At 35.4% G+C, this 20,333-nt stretch carries 19 protein-coding genes (1 of these 19 running past the window's edge); 10 read left to right on the top strand and 9 right to left on the bottom strand.

The annotated features are described in order from the left end of the window. Window positions 1-114: 114 nt before the first annotated feature. Both EHR07_RS14600 and EHR07_RS14595 read left to right on the top strand, forming a co-directional pair. Window positions 115-2,616, top strand: coding sequence for an ATP-binding protein (locus tag EHR07_RS14600; RefSeq protein WP_135745733.1), 2,502 nt, complete (start codon window positions 115-117; stop codon window positions 2,614-2,616). Between the two features lie 28 nt (window positions 2,617-2,644). Then, window positions 2,645-3,838: an EAL domain-containing response regulator gene (locus tag EHR07_RS14595; RefSeq protein ID WP_135745732.1), complete on the top strand. Its 1,194-nt coding sequence runs from the start codon at window positions 2,645-2,647 to the stop codon at window positions 3,836-3,838. A gap of 92 nt (window positions 3,839-3,930) precedes the next feature. Here EHR07_RS14595 and EHR07_RS14590 read toward each other — a convergent pair whose 3' ends face one another. From EHR07_RS14590 to EHR07_RS14570, 5 genes are all read right to left on the bottom strand, one after another. Next, window positions 3,931-4,266 (bottom strand): hypothetical protein, encoded by a 336-nt coding sequence (locus EHR07_RS14590; RefSeq protein WP_135745731.1) that lies wholly within the window; start codon window positions 4,264-4,266, stop codon window positions 3,931-3,933. A gap of 22 nt (window positions 4,267-4,288) precedes the next feature. Further along, window positions 4,289-4,558 carry a hypothetical protein gene (locus EHR07_RS14585; RefSeq protein ID WP_135745730.1) on the bottom strand — a complete coding sequence of 90 codons (270 nt, stop codon included), beginning with the start codon at window positions 4,556-4,558 and terminating at the stop codon, window positions 4,289-4,291. A 204-nt stretch (window positions 4,559-4,762) separates the two neighbouring features. Beyond that, window positions 4,763-5,380 carry an LIC11469 family lipoprotein adhesin Lsa20 gene (gene lsa20, locus EHR07_RS14580; protein WP_135745729.1) on the bottom strand — a complete coding sequence of 206 codons (618 nt, stop codon included), beginning with the start codon at window positions 5,378-5,380 and terminating at the stop codon, window positions 4,763-4,765. A gap of 4 nt (window positions 5,381-5,384) precedes the next feature. Next, window positions 5,385-6,854 carry an NADase-type glycan-binding domain-containing protein gene (locus EHR07_RS14575; protein ID WP_135745728.1) on the bottom strand — a complete coding sequence of 490 codons (1,470 nt, stop codon included), beginning with the start codon at window positions 6,852-6,854 and terminating at the stop codon, window positions 5,385-5,387. Between the two features lie 61 nt (window positions 6,855-6,915). Continuing rightward, complete coding sequence (locus EHR07_RS14570) at window positions 6,916-7,824, bottom strand: thioredoxin domain-containing protein (protein ID WP_238778453.1); 909 nt, start codon at window positions 7,822-7,824, stop codon at window positions 6,916-6,918. A gap of 109 nt (window positions 7,825-7,933) precedes the next feature. Here EHR07_RS14570 and EHR07_RS14565 point away from each other — a divergent pair, with 109 nt between their 5' ends. The 4 genes from EHR07_RS14565 (at window position 7,934) to EHR07_RS14550 (ending at window position 10,808) form a co-directional block, all read left to right on the top strand. Next, window positions 7,934-8,431 carry a DUF3592 domain-containing protein gene (locus tag EHR07_RS14565; protein WP_135745726.1) on the top strand — a complete coding sequence of 166 codons (498 nt, stop codon included), beginning with the start codon at window positions 7,934-7,936 and terminating at the stop codon, window positions 8,429-8,431. Window positions 8,432-8,537: 106 nt separating this feature from the next. Continuing rightward, a complete protein-coding gene (locus EHR07_RS14560; protein ID WP_244288951.1) occupies window positions 8,538-9,362 on the top strand; it encodes an ankyrin repeat domain-containing protein in 825 nt (274 codons plus the stop codon). A gap of 302 nt (window positions 9,363-9,664) precedes the next feature. Further along, a complete protein-coding gene (locus tag EHR07_RS14555; protein WP_208739804.1) occupies window positions 9,665-10,237 on the top strand; it encodes a hypothetical protein in 573 nt (190 codons plus the stop codon). Between the two features lie 184 nt (window positions 10,238-10,421). After that, a complete protein-coding gene (locus tag EHR07_RS14550; protein ID WP_135745724.1) occupies window positions 10,422-10,808 on the top strand; it encodes a hypothetical protein in 387 nt (128 codons plus the stop codon). 94 nt (window positions 10,809-10,902) lie between these two features. Here EHR07_RS14550 and EHR07_RS14545 read toward each other — a convergent pair whose 3' ends face one another. From EHR07_RS14545 to EHR07_RS14535, 3 genes are all read right to left on the bottom strand, one after another. Continuing rightward, the gene (locus EHR07_RS14545) at window positions 10,903-12,201 is read right to left on the bottom strand and encodes a glycoside hydrolase family 1 protein (protein ID WP_135745723.1); all 1,299 of its coding nucleotides are present in this window, start codon (window positions 12,199-12,201) and stop codon (window positions 10,903-10,905) included. Between the two features lie 49 nt (window positions 12,202-12,250). Next, window positions 12,251-12,919 carry a DUF2461 domain-containing protein gene (locus tag EHR07_RS14540; RefSeq protein ID WP_135745722.1) on the bottom strand — a complete coding sequence of 223 codons (669 nt, stop codon included), beginning with the start codon at window positions 12,917-12,919 and terminating at the stop codon, window positions 12,251-12,253. Between the two features lie 296 nt (window positions 12,920-13,215). Continuing rightward, on the bottom strand, window positions 13,216-13,809 hold the full coding sequence (locus EHR07_RS14535; RefSeq protein WP_135745721.1) for a hypothetical protein: 594 nt from the start codon (window positions 13,807-13,809) through the stop codon (window positions 13,216-13,218). Between the two features lie 253 nt (window positions 13,810-14,062). Between EHR07_RS14535 and EHR07_RS14530 the strand changes: the two genes are divergently transcribed. From EHR07_RS14530 to EHR07_RS14515, 4 genes are all read left to right on the top strand, one after another. Further along, a complete protein-coding gene (locus tag EHR07_RS14530; protein ID WP_135745720.1) occupies window positions 14,063-14,416 on the top strand; it encodes a hypothetical protein in 354 nt (117 codons plus the stop codon). Between the two features lie 284 nt (window positions 14,417-14,700). Next, window positions 14,701-15,405, top strand: coding sequence for a tetratricopeptide repeat protein (locus tag EHR07_RS14525; protein ID WP_135745719.1), 705 nt, complete (start codon window positions 14,701-14,703; stop codon window positions 15,403-15,405). A 187-nt stretch (window positions 15,406-15,592) separates the two neighbouring features. Next, window positions 15,593-18,136, top strand: a complete 2,544-nt coding sequence (locus EHR07_RS14520) for an ATP-binding protein (protein ID WP_135745718.1) — start codon at window positions 15,593-15,595, stop codon at window positions 18,134-18,136. A 258-nt stretch (window positions 18,137-18,394) separates the two neighbouring features. After that, window positions 18,395-19,120, top strand: a complete 726-nt coding sequence (locus tag EHR07_RS14515) for a siderophore-interacting protein (RefSeq protein WP_135745717.1) — start codon at window positions 18,395-18,397, stop codon at window positions 19,118-19,120. 174 nt (window positions 19,121-19,294) lie between these two features. On the opposite strand, the gene EHR07_RS14510 is transcribed toward EHR07_RS14515, so the two are convergent. Further along, window positions 19,295-20,333, bottom strand: the 3' portion of a protein-coding gene (locus EHR07_RS14510; RefSeq protein ID WP_100741137.1) for a DUF2075 domain-containing protein. 836 nt of this gene lie beyond the right edge of the window; the window shows 1,039 of its 1,875 coding nt (coding positions 837-1,875); its start codon lies beyond the right edge, outside the window; the stop codon is at window positions 19,295-19,297.

Genomic DNA, 20,333 nt, shown 5'->3' with positions numbered 1-20,333 from the left:
TTTAGTACATTTACCACTTCACAAGAGTTATATTTTATGATTGCCTATATTAGAATTTAGTTATATTATTTACATTTCTTTCGATTTTTGACTAAAACCTGGTAGAAAATTGTGATGCAAAATGGATCAAATTTAAATTCTAACAATGAAGTAAATCCGCAAATCAACTACCAAAGAATTTTCGAATCTCTTCCTGAGCTCTATATGGTCTTAGATTTGGATTTCAAGATTATTAATGTCAGTGATGCCTATGCCCAAGCTACTTTAATCAAAAGAGCAGACGTTATTGGAAAGAATATTTTTGAAGTATTTCCCGATAATCCGAATGATGAAAATGCAGATGGTGTAAAACAACTTAAGTATTCTTTGATGCAAGTACTCAATTACAAAATTGCGAGTACTATGACATTACAAAAATATGATATCCGTAAACCAGATGGAAGCGGGTTTGAAGTTAGGTATTGGAGCCCAAGAAATTTTCCAGTTTTTGATGATGCAGGTAACTTGTTTTGTATCGTTCATCGTGCAGAAGACGTAACAGAATTTGTTTATTTAAAACAACAAAAGGTAGAACAATCAGAACTAACTGCAGAGATGCGTGAACGTATCGAAAAAATGGAATCTGAAGTTTATATTCGCGCAAAAGAAGCCATTGAAAAAAATGAAAAATTGCTAACAAGTGAACAAAATCTCTCTACCACCTTAAGTTCGATAGGTGACGCAGTTCTGACTACTGATGAAAACGGAATTGTCAATCGTTTGAATTCTATTGCGGAAGATTTAACAGGCTGGAACGCAAAAGAGGCAATTGGACTCCAAGTAAATGAAATATTAAATCTAGTTCATCCTCAAACCGGTTTCCCGAAAGATATTCCCGTTTATGAAGTGCTCAGTACTGGGAAATCTAAAGGTGACAGTTTCGATACAATGTTGGTAAGCCACGACTCTAGACGAATGAATATATCTATCAACTGTTCTCCAATTAGAAATAAAAAAGGAATTATTATTGGAACTGTTTTAGTATTCAGAGATATTACTGAAGAATTTGCGGCTAAGGCAATTTTGGAAAAAGCTAAAGAGAATGCTGAACTTGCTAACAAAGCAAAAGATTCCTTTCTTGCAACTATGAGTCACGAAATTCGAACTCCGCTCAGTGGTTTGATTGGAATGTTAGAACTTCTATCGCAAACAACATTAACTTTAGACCAAAAACGAATGGTTAAGAATTCTCTTGATTCCGGAAATAGTTTACTACGTATCGTAAGTGATATTTTAGATTGGTCGAAAATTGAAGAAGGTAAACTAGAATTATCACTTCAACCTACATCAATTCGTAGATTACTTTCAGAAGTAGTAACAACTTATTCACATATTGCGAGTGCTAAGGGATTAGTACTTTCTTATTCAATTGATGAAAATATTTCGAGCGCTCATTTAGTAGATCCTTTACGGTTATCACAAATACTTAATAACTTTGTGAGTAATGGGATTAAGTTTACCTCTAAAGGTAACATTCGTGTTTCGGCTGTTTTACTAAAAAACCTTTCTTATGCACAACAAATTCAATTTTCTGTCACTGATACAGGAATTGGACTAAGTAAGAAAGACCAATCTCGACTTTTCCAAACTTACACACAAGCTACAGCAGATACTGCAAGATTGTATGGTGGAACAGGCTTAGGCCTTGCAATTTGTAGAAGCCTTGCCGATTTACTTGATGGCGAAATTACAATTGAAAGTACGCCAAATATTGGATCTACGTTTAGTATTATTTTATCTCTCCCTACGCTCAAACTAGATTTAAACGATTTGGATGCGTTTAAAGTCGAGGATAATACAAACTTACAAATCGTTAACAAGGAATCTTACATACCAAGAATTCTTGCAGTAGACGATCACTCTGTCAATTTAGAGCTCTTAATTCGACAACTTGAATCATTCGGACTTCAAGTCGATGGAGCCGTGGATGGTGAAAATGCAATACGTCTTTGGCTTTCTAACAAATATGATTTAATTATAACAGATTGCCATATGCCAGTGAAAGATGGTTATACTTTAGCAAAGGAAATTAGAAATCTTGAAAATTATAATTCCCAAAAAAGGACTCCAATCATAGCTTATACCGCCAATGTTTTGAGTGAAGAAAATGAACATTGTCTTTCTGTAGGGATGGATGAAGTAATGATTAAACCTGCTCGTCTCTCTCAACTAAAACAAATACTAGTCAAATGGCTGCCTTCAATCACTATCACTTCTCAAACTTCTTTCTCAGATCAGGATATAAGTAGCCAATCGCCAATTGACTTAAGTGAATTAGCGAATATTGTCACAGACAGAAATGGCCAGATTTCCATTCTAAAAAAATTCAAAATACATCATAGGGCAGATTTAAGTAAACTAGTTGAGCAACTAACAAATATTAATTTAGATGAAGCAGAGCAACTTGCACACAGACTAAAAGGCTCAAGTAAAATTGCCGGGGCAAGGGAATTGGCAAATGGATATACAAAAATAGAATCATTTATCAAAGAAAATGAAATAGAAAAAGCACTGAATGAAATTGAAATAATGAAAGAAGATGTTTTAGATCTAGAATCTTTTATTGATATCTTGTAGAACAACATGAACGGTTTAAGGAATAATAATGAATATAAATGAAATTACTTTTCTAGTTGTTGAAGACGATGACTTTCAGAGAGAAGTAATCACAGATATCCTTGTTAGTTTAGGAGCATCAAATATTATTGAAGCAAGTACCGGAACTGAAGCACTCAAAATATTAAACGAAGAAGGATCTCGATCAATCGATATCATTCTTTGCGATCTAAATATGCCTGAAATGGATGGTATGGAATTTTTACGCCATGTAGGAAAACTACATTCATCGATTGCCACTATCATCATGAGTGCTTTGGATTTAGCTTTGATTGAATCTGTTAAGAAAATGGCAGGAGCATACGGAAACTATTTACTCGGTGCCATTGAAAAACCAGTTACTTCAGTTCAATTGGAACCACTATTTGCCAAATACAAAACCCGCGAAAAAAAATCTGTATTTGATTCTACAAGTGGATCAAAATATAACTTAGATGAAATTTTAGAAGGATTGGCTAATGGAGAATTTACTCCTTTTTTCCAACCCAAAATTGAGTTTGCGACTGGCCGTTTGATTGGAGCGGAAGCACTTGCCCGTTGGATTCATCCCCAACATGGAGTGATCTCACCATACGCATTTATCGATTTATTAGAAAAATCAGAAAATATAGACACGTTAACATTTATCATGTTAGAGTTGTCAACTAAGGCTTGTAAGTTTTTACATGCACATGGTCATAAAATATCTATATCAGTGAATCTTTCTTTATCTTCATTGGCAGACATAAAACTTGCAGATAAAATTATCCAAATTGTAAAGAATTTGGAAGTGGACCCTAAATTCATTATACTTGAAATTACAGAAACAGCTGCTATGACAGAAATGGCACCTGCCTTGGAAAATTTGGCTAGGCTTCGAATGAAAGGTTTTGGGCTTTCTATCGATGATTACGGAACGGGTTATTCTAGTATGCAGCAGATCACTCGCATTGCTTTTACTGAATTAAAAATTGATCAATCTTTTGTTCGAGAGATGAATTCAAATGGAATATCAAAAGTACTGATTAACTCTAGTATTGAAATGGCAGGTAAACTTCAAATGAAGTGTACCGCAGAAGGAGTTGAAACTAAATACGATTGGGATCAATTAAGAAACATGAATTGCGACTTAGGCCAAGGTTATTTTATAGCAAAACCAATGAGTTTAGATGATTTTTTAATATTTTGTAATAACATAAAATGAAGTGAAGTGAAACGATTTATTTTTGGAATAACTTACGATTTGCAAAACCAATTGAAAAATATAGGGGAGATTACCCCCTATATTCAATCGAATTACTTCTTTTTTCCTGCCGATTTTTCAACAACAGGTGTTCCTTCTACGTAAACACAATTTAAAAATATCCAAATTCCGTGTTTCCCTGTGATTGTTACGTCTTTTAATCCTGTAGCACCAGGAGCTTTGCTCAACGCATCACGAGCTGCCTCTGCAATACTTTGATTATACCAAGTATTAGAGAAACCAGAAAATCCGCATTCTCTACCTTCCACAGGTTCAGTACCTACAACTTCTAAATTTGTTGGTGCTTCTAAGGAAATTTCCTTAAAATTTCCTACTTTATAAGAACAACTAACAGCAAATGCAATTGCTAATAATGATAACCATTTCATATTCTTTTTTTCCCTTACCAATTTATTTTAGCTTTCTCATTTGAGCACAAGCAGATGCAAATTCAGCGTTCCATTGTAAACCAACATTTTGGTTTTTAACGTTTCCTCTTCCTTTCGCATTAGCAAAAACATCATCATAAATACCTATAATGATCGTAGCACATTTTTCCCCTAATACCGTGTCCGATAATTCTGCCGAGTCATTTTCAGCTGGAACAAGGTAACCCACCTTTCCTGCAGTGACACAATTTGACAGAAAAACGAGAATTCCTAAAAGGAATATTTTTTTCATTTTTGTTCTCCTTAATAAAGTTATATGGGGAAAATAACTTGAAAGTGTAAAGAAAATTCCAACATTTAATGTTTTAAAATCGGTAACAAAAAAAACCTGTATTAGGTAGGAAAAAATAAACAAATGTTAAGTTGTTTATTGCATGGAATCTGGTATTTATGATTGTTAACTTTACAATTACATAATTTCAAAATTTTTTAAAACTTAGTCCATTTCGCTAGGTAGAGAGCTTCCTGCACTTTTTTCAAACTGCAACATTCTTTCACGGCTAATTCCAATTAGATTGTGTGTCAAAGTCAATGTATCCCCCAAATAATCAGGTGCTAACCGAATTTCCACTACACGGTACCAAGTTTCATGGGGAGGGACAGTAAATGCATGGTTAACACATAAACATTTAAATTTAAATCCGAAACTATGTTCGACAGGCAAGGCAGAATGAGGTGCAGCAAAAAAATATACCGCTTTATCTGTTGGATTCTTCATCACCAGTAAAAACTGTTTTTTGGAACCTGGTTTGAGAACGATTGTATTGTCTGGTATCAATTCACCAAAGGGTGCCAACTTCCCTTCTTTTACCGAACCCGTTGTCCATAGGGCCAGTGTCTGTGCTCCACTAGGCTCTCGGATTTCCATATTCAATGGGAAGGTTGTTGTCTCCCATTGAATATGAATGGAAACTTTATTTGATTTTATCGGACTAGAAACTTCAGTTTCCAAGCTAGATTGGTCTTTTTTTTCGCCTTCTCCTCCACAGGCAAAGGTGAAAAAAAATACAAAAGACCAAGTAACAACCGATATTCGATAAAAATAAGTTTTCATTAGATTATTCCAGATTAAGTTCCAAAGTGGAGAAATCCAAATTTTCTGTTTTTTTAGCATTTGTTAAGTAAAATTGTTTTCCCCGCATTTGTAAGGTAACAAACTCTTGGAATATTTTTTCTGTATTATTTGGATCAGGATTTTTAACAAGGTTACAATCCCTACCGCAGCCATTACAATCTCCACCACCGTAGTCTAAAAAGTTTGTAAATGTTTGTTTTCGTAAAAAACCAAAGATTCGCATTTGAATTTTACCTGGCGAAATGTCTTTAATTTCATAATTTCCCATTCCATAAAAGCGATTGGAACTTTCTTCACCAGCATCGTAGTTTGTACGCGCTGTAGAACCTTCTAAAAAGAAAGTTCCATCCGAACGAAGACGAATCGTCCAATCTGAGGATGTTGGTGGATCTAAATTTTCTTCAACCGATAGCTCATTTTCAGCACCTACTGGTAAATCGGATATGGTTTCGTCAATTGCTTCAGACACTTCTCTTCCCGTCAAACCTCTGTTCAACACCTTTCTTAAAGATGCTTTTGCAAATGCATCAAAGTTTTTGGCAGCGGTATCTTTTGATTTCGGAAGCGTATCCATCGCAAACCATTCGCCATCATCACCAAACCTTAACTCAGATAAGACGATTCCCTTTTCTGTTAACCCAGGATAAATTTCGTCCACTTTTATAGTTAACTTTTTTCCTTTGAAAGGTGTTGGCAGTTGGATGTCTTGACTACCCATTACATCTTCTAATTCTACTTTTGCTGAATATCCATCATCACCAGTTAAAAGTAGAGATTTTACACGTCCGTTTTTAATACAATGGACATCGGAACGTTGGTAACCATTCCAAATTTTCAAAACTGATATTTTTTTCTTTTCCGAAAAATCAAAGTTAAATGTAACACCCACACCACCTTTCACGGAAGAATATCCATTTTCATATTTTGAATCGAAAAGATTCATTACTGAGTATGTAGGTTCAGGGGAAGCAGTTTCCGAAGCTGTTACAGTTCCTGAAACGATTTCTGGAGTGTATGTCCTATAAGCACTTTTCTTTTCATCAAAAAATTTAACGGATTTAATACAAATATTTTGATTTCTTTGGAAATTTAAAGTAACTGATCTTGCTTGAACCACCGGATCAAAAATCACTTCCGAATTCGAATTTTGCACATCGGTGCTTGCATAAACTTCATCAAAATTTACGTATGCAGCAATCCGATCTTTGAACTTACCAGAACAAGATTCAATAGAAACTTTAGATAAAGCGAACGGAATGTCCGCGTAGAAATGCAGTTTTACAAATTCAGCTCCCGGTTCTGCTTTCCACTCTTTTCCACCTAACACAAGAAAGGGGAGACCATTGTCCATTGATGTGGAGGTAACCATTGAAAAGTGGAGTTTTTTGCCACAATTCAATGTTAATAGAACTAGTAAGATAAAAAAGGGAAACAAGGCTGATTTAAGTTTCATAATCTGTCCTTACAAAATGTGGATCAAGGAGAACGCATTAAACCAGGAAGGCAAGAAATTTTTAAGGACTTCTTGTATCTTTCAATACTCTTTCCCAAGATTCAGCATTCAGCGCACCAACGATCCAACGACCATTCACCCAGAATGTAGGGATTGCAGTGACTCCAAGTTTTTTTGCTTCTTCCCAATCCTTTTTTACTAAGTCTAGGTATTTTTTTCTTACACTTTGTGAATCACATTCAGACCAAACACTAGATTGGTTAGGTATCGGATCTTCTGATTTGATCATTGTTTTCGCATGAACATACAGTTTTTGCATATGATCTGAAAAATGAGCTGGGTCTCTATCCCACAAACAACGTGACACAATGAGTGGTGCTAAACTTTGGTTTGATTCACCATCCAATGGAAAATCTTTATGGATATACCAAATCTGATTTTTGTATTTCGAAAGTATATTTTTTGTATGGGGAAAAGTTTCCTTGCAAAAGCCACATAAATAATCACTCCATTCAATGATCACCCATTTCGAATTGGGTTGGCCAAATTGAGGTGAGGACTTACTATTTATTTTTGATAGTAAACTTGGCTTTGATTGGTCAAAAGGTTTTTGTTTTATACTTATATTAGATTTTTGAAAGATACGACTCCAAACAATACGTATGCGAATCATTTCGCGCAATCGATCAACTGCATCTGTATCATGTAACGAACTTCGTAACTGTTTTTTTTCTGAACTCCAGTAATGATTGATGTCTAATTCGGAAACAAGTTTTTTCTCAGTTTCCTTCCACTCTTGTAATGTAAATCCAAGGTTCTTCGCTTTCTCATTTAATCGGTTCATATAAATTTCTGATGAAAGTGTTTCCTTGATTGATTCCTCAGAAGGTAAGGATTCTGGTTGATACCGATTTTCCGATATAGGCTCAGAACAAGAAAAAATAAAGAAAAATAAAATGACTAGGGGCACGTTCGAAATCCTACGATCTGTAGCAAATAGTCTCAAGTATTTTTGTATGATCAAAATTGTTTTTTTTGATTGAAAGCGGAAATTGTTTCCATTTTGATGAGTCTCTTGAATGAAAATTAGAATCCTCTCGCGCATATTACAATTATTTGCACTGTACCTCTTCTTTACTTCGATTTATGCAAGTTTAGGTAAAATCATTACCATTCGATCTGGGACCAAAATCTTTGGTAAAGTTGTATCTTCTTATCAAGAAACAGATTATTCTACAAGAACAGGTAACAAACGTTATGGGACAACGCACTACATCCTAAAACCAATTATCAAATACCAATTGAATGGAGAAACTTATGAAATTCATGGCAAAATTATAGGCGAAGTTGGCAATCAATACAAGATCGGACAATCAGTTCCCTTATATCTTTCTGAATACCAACCTGATTATGCTATTATTGATTCCTTTTATGAATTATGGTATGAGCCTTTGAGAAATATACTCATCAGCATAGGATTATTTTTAGTAGGAACTTTCTTCGGCAAAATTTTTTCGAAAATAAAAGATAAAATTGCGAACTTATTCAATCCACAAACTCACTTTGATCAATTTTAAAAGTTCAATGTTTTCAAAACTGCTACCATTTAAAAGTTTTCGATTCGGATTAGGAATACTACTCTTCTGCATTATTCCTAATTCAATTTTTAGCCAAAACAAAGATATGGTTAAATTAGAGTGGTATCATTATATCATCCTTTCTCCTGTTCTCGTCATCGACGCAGTTAAGAAAGGTTACCAAAGTATTGGTAACAAAGTCGACGACCACCTTGAATTCCAAAGTCTACCCGAATTGCACAAAGCAGTAATTCGTTCTGATAAGGAAAAAATCAAAAATCTGGTTTCAACGGGTGTAAATTTAGAAGAGCGGGATAAAAATGGGGAAACCGCATTATTTTACGCATTAGATAATAATCGAATCAATATAGCGCGTTTTTTGATAGAGAATCATGCGGATGTTAATGTTGTGAATTACTTCGGAAGACCTGTGGTACAAGGCGCAATTGTTAACAACCAATACGACCTAATTAAACTCATGATAGACCATAATTTAAATTTACAAAATTCGAATGGCAATAGTACGGCCTTAACCATTGTTTGCAATCGCAAACAGGTTAACTTCAAGATACTTCAGTTGTTCGTAGACAAAGGAGTGGATATCAACGCAAAAGATAAAAATCAATATTCGCCTTTGATGTACTTGACTATAAAAGAAGAACCAAATTTAGACATTATACGTTACATGATAAAGAAAGGAGCCGACGTAAACGCAAAAGATCGTTCCGGTAAGTCCATCATTCGTATACTTATAGAATCTCATACTCTCAATTTAGATTTAGTAAAATTATTAGTAGAAAATGGTGCCGATATAAATTCGAAAGATAAGGATGGCCAATCCATTTTTGATTTCATCAGAACATACTATGATCATTCAGAATCAGATGAAATTGTTGTTTATCTAAACAAAAATCGTAACAAAAAACATTAAATGAATTTTAGAATATAATTCATTAACTGGAATATACCTAATCATACAGATAGAAAATGTATGTAATTTAGTTCTCCATAATACTAAATAACAAATTTGATAAAACAACTGATTAACTATATCCACTATCATTAAAAAATCGTAGCGAATCAAATGACAAACATAAAGCCTACCTTATAAACATATAATAATAAATTTTCTTCTCCTGAATCCCGTCCCCGGACGACATTTTTTTTTACCCATGTATGATTAAATTATCTTATTTAATCTGAGTGACGTAATTCTCTCAGGAGGAAAACCAATTGTCTAAACAATCTACATTGAAAAATAAATTTAAATCAAAGTTTACAACAACCGTTATTTCGTTATTGCTCTTAGTATTTCTGCAATGCAGCAAAAATGATAAAGTAGATGATTCGAAAGATTTTCTTTCTTTAATCTTATTAAGTCAAACTTTGCCAACAGATGAAAATTTACCAGAACCTGCAATCAATACAGTCGACATCACAGTTGGAGAAACTAAATATACAAAAGCACTTAGTGTTTGCCGAGGTGATTTGAATATGAATGGTCAAGATAATATTATGGTGCCAGGTAATGACCAAACATTGCCACTTTTTTATCTACACAAGGTTGATTTCACTGCGAAAAATGTATTTCTTACTCCACAAGGACCAAGCTTTATATTTAATATTGATATGCCAGGAGGTGGTGGTTATGATCCTGCAGTCCTATGTGAAGCCAAGGTAATTGAAAATAGTTCCACAACCTATGACATACAGGTAAAAAAATGTTCTGTTGATAAAATCGCAGGAGCAGTGAACCCTCCTACGAATACCATTTCTTTTCGAGCACGCTGTACAAAAGGACTCTAGGAAGTTTTATTATAACAAACATCACAAGATACTTGTGGTGTTTAGTCTTAAAAAAGAACGAAATGGTTTCTATTTCAAAAGTAAATACTTCGGACTGTTAGATGGAAATAAAAAGCGCAAAGTGAAAAATAAAATTCTCGCATTTCCGCTGGTTTCTGTTCCTTTTAGCCCCGAGGTATTTAAAATGAATTTTATTTTTTCCAATATCAAATGGATTATGTTTGGCTCCGGTATCATCACCTTTTCCATGATTCTATCTACATTACACCCAACACTCGGGCTCACGTTGACTTTTGGAGATACATTGAATGGCGATTTGGCCAATATAATTGTGCGTAACTGGGGGGCTTTGATTGCATTGACAGGTGGGATGCTTGTGTATGGTGCCTACAACGAACCAAATCGTAACTTAATCCTTTTTGTTTCCTCCATAAGCAAAACAACATTTGTATTACTCAATTTAATTTATGGACAATCTTATCTTACAAAATCGGGAATTGCTCTCGTCTTTGATTCTGTACTCGTCATCATCTTTGTGTCTTACCTCCTAAAGCAAAATTCTAAAAAGTAAATGAATCCATAAAGGCAAAATCGAATGTTTTTCTGAATTATGTTAGGTGCTAATGTCATTCAAAAAACTTAATCAGAAAAACTTTCATTTTTAATTAGGGATTAAATTCAAATTTTTTAGTTTTACAAATTTCTGCGTAATGAAATCCACTTTTGCGGATTTTCCGATCCATATTGGAATAATCCACTTCTACAAGCCCAAACTTAGGTCCATAACCATCATTCCATTCAAGATTATCTAAAAATGACCAATAATAATAACGTTCTACAGATACACCTTCCTCAATTAAGCGACAAATCTCTGCTAAATGGTCATTAATAAACTTTTCCCTTTTGTTATCACTTTCATCGGGGATCCCGTTTTCCGTAATATAAATGGGAAGTTTGTACTCGTCCCAAATCCGATGGCAAACTTTAGAAAGTCCTTTCGGATAAATTTCCCAACCTAAATCATTTTTCTGAGATTCAGGACAATTGGGGTCTACCATGGGTGTAGCAAATAAATTTCCCGGGTTGTAACTTGCTTTAAAAAGATGGCGAGAATAATAATTGATTCCAATAAAATCGCAAAATATACCTTTACCTTCTGGATGACCAAATCCAATGGGAAAAGATAACTTCCCTTCCACAAAACCTTTAATTTGAATTTCGTGAAAAAGAAAATCGCTTAGAAAACAACCGAGACGTGCCAAGGGGTGAGAAGTTAGAGGAGAAAAAATGGCAAGATGGTGCGCAAAACCAACCTTAGTTGGATTAGCAAAACCAGATTCCTTTCGGATTTTATGAATGAGTTGATATGACTTCAGGTGAGCAAGGATAAGTCGGCGAGTCACTTTTAAATATGCGGGTATATCTCCATGACTTCCCGGAGGATATTTACCATCCACATAACTATCATTAGCAAATACATTTGGTTCGTTGATTGTACACCACTCCGAAACAAGATCACCAAACTGCTTAACAGAAAATTCAACAAAGTTTAGGAATTCCTTCACCGCATCTTTTCCCAACCATCCTCCCTTTTTCTGAAACCATTCCGGGCAAGAAAAATGATGAAGAGTGACAAGAGGTTTGATCCCCGCCTCCAAAAGGAGTCGAAACTCATCACGATAATGTTCGACGGTATCCGCAGACCATTCTCCTTCCGAAGGTTGAATCCGACTCCACTCAATACTCATCCGATAACATTCTTGATTGAGTTTTGATAATAATTTTACATCTTCCACATAACGTGCGTAATGGTCTGCGCCAGTAATACTAGACTCTTCATTTCCAACCTTACCTGCTAAAGACCAATGGTACCAATTATTATTAGTATCCCCACCTTCAATTTGCGTCGCAGCAGTTGCTGAACCCAATAATAAGTCTTTTGGAAGTTCTATATGCTTTGCCATTTCTATCTCCGATTTACCATTAAGATTGGGTTCAATAAAAAACCTTAAATTATTTCTTTGCTATACCAGCTTCAATAAACTGATTGAGAGGGTATAAAGTTCGAAAACTATGAACGGCATCTTGTATAAAATGATTAGATGTAAGTTCCGAATTTTTTATTTTTTTAGCGACAGCAAATCCTTTGTACTTCAAAAATTCAATCGAAGGATGGTCTTTCGCAAATCCTTTTGGAGCTGTTTTTAACTTTTCTGCATAAAAAGTATTTCCGAAATTTTCCGCAAATTGTTTGTTTTTTAGAATTTTTAGAAACGAATCTGTATCTGCTGCAATTTTTTCTCTAATTTTTTGTAAAGACTTTGGTTCTGGCTTATAACATCCTCCACCTAACAAAGATGCATCCGGTTCAATATGTAAATAATAACCAGTACCTTCAATCTTCCGATTCCCCCCTCTCATAAAAATTCCAAAATGGGTTTTATAGGGACTCTTATCTTTTGAAAATCGCACATCCTTATAAATCCGAAATATACAAGACTTTGGATCCACACCTTTTACATTTTTGTCAAATTTCTCAATTTCCGATAAAAAATATCCCGTAAGAATCACTAACTCCTTTTGAATCTCATTAAACCTTTCTTTGTTTTCAAGAAACCAGTTCCGGCCATTATTTTCTCTTAAATCAATTAAATATTTTATAATATTCTTATTTATTACCATATTTTTTATTCTGCCAAACTTATTAGATACAAAAAACTACTTTTCCACTGCATTATAACTCACAAGTCACAGGAGTCAAGAAAACTAACTTTAATTATATAGAGTTAGGCAGCTATTGTTTAGCAAATTGATTCGCAATTTATGTGCGCTCCCAATGAGATCGGAGTTTTTTAATCTTATTTAATAAGGGATGGGCTACTCCGGGGTCCGCTTAACGCTCCCGTCCCCAGCCATCTAACGATGGCAGGTGACCAAGCCCTGCGTATCCACGAGCGCAAGACTTCATCCAAATTTTTTTACTGAAAGGCATCCTCTAATGACTTAAATATTTCCCGATTAACACCTAATGGCATAAAAAAACCAATGGAATTCACCGACTGAGAAGACCCACCATAGATTTCAATGGCTACGGAAGTTTGAGAAGGTTCTGCAATTAATATCTCCTGGAATTTAGGATACACTTTGGTGGGTGCTAAAAAATATGATATAAAATTCTTAAATGGAAAATTCGCACTGAGGCCATTCATTTTGGGAATAAAAAAGGTTTTAAACTTAAGAGAAACCTGTTTTTTTTGTTCAGGTGAAAGTCCATCCAATCGGCACCCGAGAATAGATCGTAACTTAGATGGCTCTGTATCAGGTCCATCCAAATAAATCGCAAGACTATCGCAATTGGTAATCCCTACCGACTCCCATTCTTTTTGAAAACGATCCCAACTGTTTCCAATTTCCTTATACGGTCCTTTATGAGTTACATAGTAAATCTCTGTGGGACCAAAAGACTCTCGAATCACACTTACTTGTTGAAACCCACCCATATAACTATAAAAGGCGACCCCAAACAATACCAAAATGGCAATAGCGATTCCAATACTTTTTCCCTTTTTCATTTTTTTCTCCTCCGACTTTCATATATGAAAAAACAAAAAGAGGCAATTAGAATTTTAAGGAGGGAATGTTTTGTTATGGTTCGTTTAAAAAATTTTAACCGCACTTTTGACGGCAAAAAGGGAAACATACTTTTTAATTCTCCCCACTCTTTTCATTCTATGCCTCATCTTCGAATGAACATTGATTCAGGAATCTAAATTTTACTATTTTTTTTAAATTGTTTTTCTATAAGGACATGAGAATTATCATATAATGTCAGTAATACGAAACAAATTCCCTTTTTTTTATCAAATGCAATGGCAAACATTAAAAACCATTTGGAATTCACTCCATTCCAAAGAGGTAGTTCCCTTTTTTTTCCATTTCCTTAAAGAACGATTCCATTTGCAACGTTCAACCTTTGGAAAGGAATGGAAAAAGAAAAAACCTACCCAACTAAAAATACTTCACCCACTTGATATTATCGCTTTTTATATTGCTTACCAAGAAGTAACAAGTCATGAACGTGCACTGGTCCTACTGTTAAAAATTCTCAAACAACAATCCGCCGATGTATTTTTGGAAACGGTAGAAGTATTTCGGAAGTATGGGATAAAGATTGTTTAAGGGAATGCCTTCCTAAAGTTTATGGTGGAATTGAATTTGAAGAACCAAACCTCCGTCTTCCATCTTTTTTAAACGATAAAGATGTTCTAAATTTATATCTTGGATTGGATTAAGTCATCACATAACGCAGTTTGCAAAACCTTTTCTTAAAAAAATCATTTCCGTGTGACCCATTCTCACCATTTCAGCAAGTAAGCAAGAGACCCACTCGTTTTTCATATAAAAAATCCTCTTGCGAATCAAAGAGATTCGCCCTAAATCGTTCATTGTAGATACGAAAGAAAATGACTCCCATTAAAATTTATGTACTCACAGTTTTTCTTTTGGTTGGATTGGAAATTCCACTAAATTCAGAACCATTATCGGAGACTAACCAAAAAGCCATTGATGCCTTTTACCAGAAAAATTGGTCTCAGGCCGAAAAGTGGTTCAAAGAAAGTTTAAAGAAAAATCCAAATGACCCATACGCAAACTATAACTTGGCCTGCGTTTACACCATTCTACTCAGTCAATGCGAGAATTTGACAGAAGAACAAGACGTTTTTCAGTTATTGCAAAATGCAGCCACATATAAAAAAACTTACAAACGTTTGATGCTGAAAGATAAAGATCTTTCCTTACTTCGTAATACATACCGATTGAATGAAATTGCAGGTTTAACTCCGAAAGAGATCTTTACAAATTTGATTTGGTATGGTCCAAGTCCAGGCGCTTATGGGTCAATATCGGAAATCAAGTTTGATGCCAATGGTACCTTTGAACTCTCTTTGGTTGCATTTCGGGAAAGTGACGGTACACTGGAAAAACCAAAGTATAGTGGAAAGTATCAATGGATTTCCGAAAAAGTCATTCAATTAGAATTTCAAAAACTCCCTTCCTCGTTTCCTAACCAAACAAAAAAGAGGCAAGCCCGTTGGAACAAAAATACCCTAGAAATCGATGGCTTTGACTATCAATTTCAGGATTCACCCGACCGCTGCTCCGCATAGAATGCCTTCGCTTTTGAAATAAACAAAGTTAATTTCAATTTGCGGTTGGAGTTTGTCAGTTTCGTATGCTTTTTAGAGTATAAAATAAATAGATTGCTCTCGGAATCAGATATACGAGGCTTTAGTTCAAGCGAATTTTTTCAGTTGAGTCAAATGCTCTATTTCTTTCTCGCCTATGGGTAGTTTTATGGTAATTTCGCTTTCTTTTTTTAAAAAAAAATTTGTTTTACCTCTACTTGTAGTTTCTATATCTTTTTCTTTTTGTAAAGTCGCAACCTCTCCCCTCCCCGATATAAATTCCGGATTTATGGATCTTTCTGCATGGGAACCGAAACAAACGGTGATAAATTTGAAAGGAGATTGGGAGTTTTGTTGGGATGAATTGATTCCTCCCGAATCGGATGAGTCCGTATGGAAAAAAAAATGCCATGGTTATTTTCCGGTTCCATCTTTTTGGAAATTCTACAAAATAAACGGAAAAAACCTACCGATTTTCGGGAAAGGAACCTACAGACTCAAACTCAAACTTCCAAAACGGGAAATAAACTACGGATTGTTTTGGACTGAAATCATGTCCGCTTTCGAAATTTTCGTTAACGCCCGTTCTGTGGCAAAAGTAGGACAAACTGGAGAAAGTTTTGAAACAATGAAGCCTGACTTGAAACCAGGCACGTCCTATCTGGGTAATCTTTCCGATGAAGTGACAATCGTCGTTTGGGTATCCAACTTCAACCATGAAAATCACGGATTTTGGGAACCTCTTTATTTCGGAGAATGGAAATCCATACAAAGACAGCACCTAAATCTTGTTATACGAGATATTGCAAGTTCTTCTGCAATCATCATCATCGGCTTATACCATCTGATTATCTTTCTGTCAAGATTGCGTTCCAAAGAATATCTGATGTTCGGTTTTTTCTGTATGATTATGGGAATTCGCCAATTGAATTTTGAAACGCATACGTTTTATTATCTATTTCCCAATCTGGATTTTGATTCATATATCCGGCTACTGTTCGGAGTGATTTATATGATCGGGGTTTCCTTGGTAACACTCTACGATCTTCTATTTCCGAAGGAAATCCCCAAAATAATCTCAAAAGTTCTCAGGTTGGTTTTCTTTAGTTTTTTACTAACTTTGTTTTTGCCAGTTTCCATTTTCACACATTACGCATTGTATCTCTTCGGTCTTGCAATGATTGCAATCATATTGTATGTACCATTGTTTATCAGAGCATATTTTAGAAAAAGGGAAGGTGCGGGACTTATGCTCATTGCCTACTCCATTACAGCGGTGACACTACTGAATGATATATTATTCAATTTCGGATTGATTCATACAGGTTATCTCTCCCATTTAGGGGTTTTGTTATTTATCTTCATCCAAGCGATTCTATTATCAAAAAAAATCACAAAGGCATTGCAAGAGGAAGAAAAATTAGTTCAAAAACTCGGTGAAACTCTGGAAGAAAAAAACAGAACCCATACGGAACTCTTGAATCTGAAAGAATACCAAAAATACGAATTGGAATTGCAGGTAAAACTCCGCACGGAAGAATACGAGATCGCCAAACAACTAGCAGAAACCGCGAACAAAGCAAAGTCTCAATTTTTAGCAACAATGAGTCACGAAATCAGAACTCCCATGAATGGAATTTTGGGAATCACGGAACTTTTGAAAATGACAAATGTTTCGGAGGATCAAACACAATATCTGAAAATGATTCAGGACAGTGGACAGTCTCTTTTGACTATATTGAACGACATTTTGGATTATTCCAAACTGGAAGCGGGGAAAATAGAATTATTAGAATCCGATTTTTCCTGGAAAATTCTTCTCGAACTTGCGGAAGGAATTTTTAAGCACCAAGCAGAACAGAAACAACTTCGATTTGAAGTCAGCTTTGATCCAGATTTTATATTTTTAGCACATGGCGATGAAAACAGAATCAAACAAGTGTTATTTAACCTTATCTCCAATGCGGTTAAATTTACGGAATCTGGAGAAATCAAAATCCTTCTCTCTTCCAAAAAGGAAGAAGTAGGAAACAGGATTCAATACAAAGTATCAATAACGGATACAGGAATAGGAATCCCAGAAGAGAAAATGGGTTCCTTGTTTCAAAGATTCACACAGTTGGATTCAAGTATTTCCCGTAAGTACGGAGGAACGGGACTCGGTCTTGCCATCTCTAAAAAACTAATGGATGTGATGGGAGGAGAATTAAAAGTTAAAAGGAATTTTCCCAATGGTTCCTGTTTTGAAATTGAACTCAAACTTCTTCCCAACCAAATGTCCCGAGTCATAAGATCCGAAGATTCGGTGGATCTCTCTAGACTACCATCTAACACAAATGTGCTGATTGCGGAAGATGATCCTACCAACCTGTTTCTACTTTCCAGTTTTTTGAAAAAATTAAAAGTCCGCCATGATGTGGCGAAAGACGGTTGGGAAGCGGTAACAAAGGCCCAAACAAACGAATTCCATCTGATTTTTATGGACATCAATATGCCCAATCTGGATGGCATCGGGGCATCGGAAGAGATTTTGAAAGACGAACGGATTTTTCCCAAACCAATCATCATTGCAGTTACAGCGGACGCCTTCCAGGATGATCAAGACAAGTGCATTCGCGCAGGAATGTCTTCGTTTTTGCCGAAACCGTTCCAAAAAAGAGAAATAGAACAAGCATTATACGAATGGCTGATTGAGAGAAAAACCGGTATTTAAAAGTCTTTACTAAAAAAGAAGTATCGACTTTAATCAAACTGCAATATAACAAGGAATATGCGAATTGTATTACTTGGCTGAATTTAGTGCTTTAAGTTCAACATTAGTTTGAGCAAAAATAGTGTTGGCCTGGTGATCGCTGCGAATCATTATGTTTTTGATGAAAATTTTGCAGATATATAGCCAGTCTGTCAAATGGCCTATGCAATACTGATCGCTGAAAAGCAAACAAGGCCAAATTCAATCGGGAGAATTTTTATGTCCGAACCAAATTCCTTTTTTAAAGGTATCATAAAATCGGTCTTCAGTGTCTTTTTAACTCAGACCAAAATTTCAAAAATAGAACGACTAACGAAAGATTTCGTTCTCATCGAATTGACCGGAAGAAAATTAAAAGAATCAAAATGGATACCCGGAGGTAAAGTGCAAGTCGATGTGGGCAATCTAACCTACCGCACTTTCACTCCCATTCATGTTGATAAAGTAGAAGGCAAACTTTCCTTTATTTGTTATCAACATCATAATGGTCCAGCTTCCAAATGGATCAATGACTTAAAAGTAGGTGACCCTTGTGAAGTCTTCGGCCCTCGTGATTCTTTGGATTTTTCGAATCTTGAAGGAGACGCCATCCTTTTCGGCGATGAGACTTCTTTTGGTATCGCGAAGGTTCTACAAGACAAAGTGGAAAAGGAATCTCACATATTCTTCGAATTGACTTCGGCAGATGCGGCAAAAAAAGCACTCGATCCATTGGGAGTTACGGGACAGAGAATGATCGAAAGATCCCCTGATGGATCACATCTACCAAAACTTTCGCAAGAGATTGTGGATCGCATTTCACAGACACCTGATGCTAAAGTTTTTTTAACCGGCAGGGCAAGTTCCATCCAACAAGTTAGAAACTATTTGAAAAATTCAGGGATCCCCACTAACAAACTTAAAGTTCGTGTCTACTGGGCTGATGGGAAGGTTGGTTTGGACTAGTGGGGGGACCCGGCAAAATACCTTCTCAATCCCTGCTCGGCTGGGCACTCGTAAGTTCAGCAATCACTTGATCTTATGCTCCAAACATTTATATACGACATGTAATTAAACCAACAATGCGAATATATATACACTATCGTAATCGTTCATATTGTAATATGCCCATTGATCTTTTTAAATGTTACCGACTCTATATTTCAAATAACTACTCAAACCAGAATCTATGCAATACACATAACAACCTTTCATCCCTCGAGTCATTAAAGTTCTATAAGTATTTTTGATGATTCGATCTAGAATTATTTTTCCTTCATCAGGATTCTCTGACATAAGCTTTTTTGATCCTTTGATCGATTGATCCATTTTCGATCTCGCATTATAATCAGTTTGAATTTGCCCATTACGGTAAGTTAAATCTTTCCCGATGATTACCCCAATGTAGTCAAGTTCCAATCCTTGGCACGTGTGAATGCATCCTATTTGTTCAAAAGATTCAGGTTGGATCATCCATAGACTTCCATCAGAAGCTAAATTCCATTGCTTTGCAAATTGAAATTCCGGAATCTCGATGTCCATCGCATTCAGTTCTTTTTTACTTTTCCAATCCCAACAATATCCCGCCACCAAACGTGCAGAATTTCGCTCTTTGTTTTTTTCATACAAAATTTGGGAAAGCTCGTTGGGATCGTTATAGACTCGAAAATCATAAGAAGAATCAGAAAGGTCATGGTTCGCAGTTTTCCGGATTTCCAGCACATCATCTATCCATGCCAGATATCCATTCGAACCACTACATCGAAATTGAGATTCTAATTTTCCATAGTATATATTAGCGTTATAGAGTTTGGCACTTTTTTCAATTTCTTCTTTAGACCCATAATCGAATAAAGTTACTCTTTGGTCTTCATCTAAGAAAAATATTGAGGTTTTCGCTGAATGAATGATTTCTTTTATTTGGTTCTCTCCCAAATTTCTATATAACCCGCTCATTAGATTAAGTCTGTGCGCCTCATCAACCACCAAAGCATCATACTCCATCGGTCTGGAATCTACAAAATTTCCAGAACCAGAGAATAACAATTTCACTGCAGACCCAGATTTGCCTCCCCGTCGAAGTTTTGATGAATATACTTCTCTGGGAGCAGAATTTTTAGAAACATAACGCACGTTTAGTTCCTCGCCTGTTATCTTTGCAAGAAGATTTATTGCAACA

The sequence above is a fragment of the Leptospira bandrabouensis genome, assembly GCF_004770905.1.
GTDB lineage: Bacteria > Spirochaetota > Leptospiria > Leptospirales > Leptospiraceae > Leptospira_A > Leptospira_A bandrabouensis.
The sequence above is the reverse complement of the archived record's forward strand: the minus strand, read 5'-3'. Positions and strand labels throughout refer to the sequence as shown.

Excerpts from the sequence above, each read along its gene's own strand:
- EHR07_RS14600 (WP_135745733.1), top strand. The coding sequence starts at position 115 with ATGCAAAATGGATCAAATTTAAATTCTAACAATGAAGTAAATCCGCAA.
- EHR07_RS14595 (WP_135745732.1), top strand. The coding sequence starts at position 2,645 with ATGAATATAAATGAAATTACTTTTCTAGTTGTTGAAGACGATGACTTT.
- EHR07_RS14590 (WP_135745731.1), bottom strand. The coding sequence starts at position 4,266 with ATGAAATGGTTATCATTATTAGCAATTGCATTTGCTGTTAGTTGTTCT.
- EHR07_RS14585 (WP_135745730.1), bottom strand. The coding sequence starts at position 4,558 with ATGAAAAAAATATTCCTTTTAGGAATTCTCGTTTTTCTGTCAAATTGT.
- lsa20 (WP_135745729.1), bottom strand. The coding sequence starts at position 5,380 with ATGAAAACTTATTTTTATCGAATATCGGTTGTTACTTGGTCTTTTGTA.
- EHR07_RS14575 (WP_135745728.1), bottom strand. The coding sequence starts at position 6,854 with ATGAAACTTAAATCAGCCTTGTTTCCCTTTTTTATCTTACTAGTTCTA.
- EHR07_RS14565 (WP_135745726.1), top strand. The coding sequence starts at position 7,934 with ATGAAAATTAGAATCCTCTCGCGCATATTACAATTATTTGCACTGTAC.
- EHR07_RS14560 (WP_244288951.1), top strand. The coding sequence starts at position 8,538 with ATGGTTAAATTAGAGTGGTATCATTATATCATCCTTTCTCCTGTTCTC.
- EHR07_RS14550 (WP_135745724.1), top strand. The coding sequence starts at position 10,422 with ATGAATTTTATTTTTTCCAATATCAAATGGATTATGTTTGGCTCCGGT.
- EHR07_RS14545 (WP_135745723.1), bottom strand. The coding sequence starts at position 12,201 with ATGGCAAAGCATATAGAACTTCCAAAAGACTTATTATTGGGTTCAGCA.
- EHR07_RS14540 (WP_135745722.1), bottom strand. The coding sequence starts at position 12,919 with ATGGTAATAAATAAGAATATTATAAAATATTTAATTGATTTAAGAGAA.
- EHR07_RS14535 (WP_135745721.1), bottom strand. The coding sequence starts at position 13,809 with ATGAAAAAGGGAAAAAGTATTGGAATCGCTATTGCCATTTTGGTATTG.
- EHR07_RS14530 (WP_135745720.1), top strand. The coding sequence starts at position 14,063 with ATGTCAGTAATACGAAACAAATTCCCTTTTTTTTATCAAATGCAATGG.
- EHR07_RS14525 (WP_135745719.1), top strand. The coding sequence starts at position 14,701 with ATGACTCCCATTAAAATTTATGTACTCACAGTTTTTCTTTTGGTTGGA.
- EHR07_RS14520 (WP_135745718.1), top strand. The coding sequence starts at position 15,593 with ATGGTAATTTCGCTTTCTTTTTTTAAAAAAAAATTTGTTTTACCTCTA.
- EHR07_RS14515 (WP_135745717.1), top strand. The coding sequence starts at position 18,395 with ATGTCCGAACCAAATTCCTTTTTTAAAGGTATCATAAAATCGGTCTTC.